We start from the raw sequence: 2,055 nt of genomic DNA, 5'->3' as shown, positions 1-2,055 counted from the left end.
ACATTTAATATTATTTGTTCCACATACCGTTGGATCTGGCAATATTAACCCTGGGTTAGTAATGTCACCTAGCTTGTAATCACCGGTATTAGACCCAACCCCAGTAGTCTTTATGTTAATATCTACCAATGTACCGGTACCGCTGATATTTAAGCCAATATTCTGAGTAGTAAAACTAGCCGCATACAAAGGATTAATTACCGACACTGTACTTAGCGCTGCTTCAACCTCTACTTGGTGCGTAGCAAAAGCTTGTTGATATACAGACTCTTCGGTTGCAACTTCCGGAGCCGCTGGTGGATTAACTAAATCAGAGTAACCACCGTTAGTCAGAATCGTCTCACCATCATTAGTTCTTAAATCATTGGTCACAGCCACAACATAAGTGGTTTCTGCTGCCAACGGTGTCAGCGGTAGTACCTGAATCGCCCCAAACTTATTTACACGAACGGTGTAGGCTTCTTCACCAACAACGACATCTTCAAATGTTTCACGGTAAGTCACTTCTTCTAGAGTACCAATTACCGCTTTATCACCATCATTAGTACTTTCTTTGAATAGTTTTACACCATCAATTAGCGTTGCAACATCAATGTCAGCGGTATTACCGGTAACTGGAATAGAGAATGGGGCAGTCGTTGACCAACCATCTATTTCAGAAAGAGAGCATTTAGTTTCATTTAGATCAGTACCACAACCAAGAAAATTATGCGTCGTTTGAGATACTGCATCTAATATCCAATTTTCAGGTTCTGTAACTCGGCTATCATCAATGGCTTCATAGATGTACAGATCGTTTGGGATTGGGATATTTTTATTATCAGCAATTGTTGAGTTATTTGCAGTACCAATAACAAGCGTTGCTGGGCCTAGAGTTGATGACGTAGACTCTTCGTCGTCGCCACATGCTGCCAGTGCAAGAGCAGAAAGAGCCACTAAGACAGATTTTGATAGAGTATGTAATTTCATTTTGAATTCTCAAATTATGCTCCGCTCACGGCAGAGCAAAACATAATTAGAAGTTGTATGCGTATTGAACTGAATAGATCATCGCTGTGCTTTTTTCAGTGCGGAAGTATTGATCGCTGATGCCACTATTTTCAGTAATCACTTCACCATCCTCACCTTTGATGTAGGCGATACCAAAATCAAATACGTGAGAATCCATTTGGTAGCTCACACCACCAGTCATCCAAATACGCTCAGAATCCGGAATCGAAGCTGTAATATGTTCGTCAGTTGGAGTCTCATCTTTTGCCCAACCAATACGTACTGTCCACTCGTCAGATAATTGGCCTGTCGCACCTATTGAGTAACGATTAGAATCTTTCCACTCTTCTTCTTTGAGAAGGCAGACACCATCGGTTCCACATGATTCAGACGTACCCTTAATTTCTTGGAAAGCACTCCAACCAATCATGACCCAGCTGTAGTGAACAGCAACGACATCTGTTAGTTGATGGTAACCTGAAATTTCGGTGATTGAAGGAAGGTTAAGAGTCAATGCTCCATCAGCATTGCTAACTGCACCACCATCTTCAATGGTATCTAGACCGTTAAAAGTACCTTCAAGATCTACATCTACGGCTGCTGTATAACCAATTCCAAAACGGTGATTTTCATTCAACTCATATAGCGCACCTAACTTATAACTAAAGCCCATACCATCCCCTTTCATATGGACAGCGGGGGTTTCAGTACTCACCATGTATCGATTCATTTCAGCGTGTGCCATAAGGATGCTTGCTGATGCACCTAATGTCAGTGTTTCCGTCACTTCATATGCGATAGAGTTGTTAATGTTTATAACTGATACTGCTGTATCGCCTGCAATTAGACCTAATTGTCCAGTTCCATTTACTTCATCGCTGTAATCAGAGGCAAGACCGAAATCTGCGTACGCGCCAATACCCCAAGTTAACTTGTCGTTAATTGGACGGCTGTAAAACACGTTAGGAACCAAAGCTGTAGGTGCAGCTTCTTCTTCGTAGACAGAATTAATCAAACCTTTATTTTCTAATTCCATAAACTGAACCTGTACATCAGGGTCAATAT

Annotated in this window: 2 protein-coding genes; both read right to left on the bottom strand. The window is 41.4% G+C overall.

Going from position 1 to position 2,055, the window contains the following annotated elements; all coding sequences use genetic code 11:
• On the bottom strand, positions 1-969 hold a 969-nt coding region (locus tag L4C33_RS21830), incomplete at its 3' end, for a hypothetical protein (RefSeq protein ID WP_428814481.1).
• A gap of 46 nt (positions 970-1,015) precedes the next feature.
• Positions 1,016-2,055 (bottom strand): OmpP1/FadL family transporter (locus L4C33_RS21825; RefSeq protein ID WP_428814480.1); only part of this gene is annotated, 1,040 nt, incomplete at its 5' end.

The organism is Vibrio makurazakiensis (assembly GCF_050337375.1).
GTDB classification, from domain to species: Bacteria; Pseudomonadota; Gammaproteobacteria; order Enterobacterales; family Vibrionaceae; genus Vibrio; species Vibrio makurazakiensis.
This window is presented reverse-complemented; position numbering and strand designations above follow the sequence as displayed.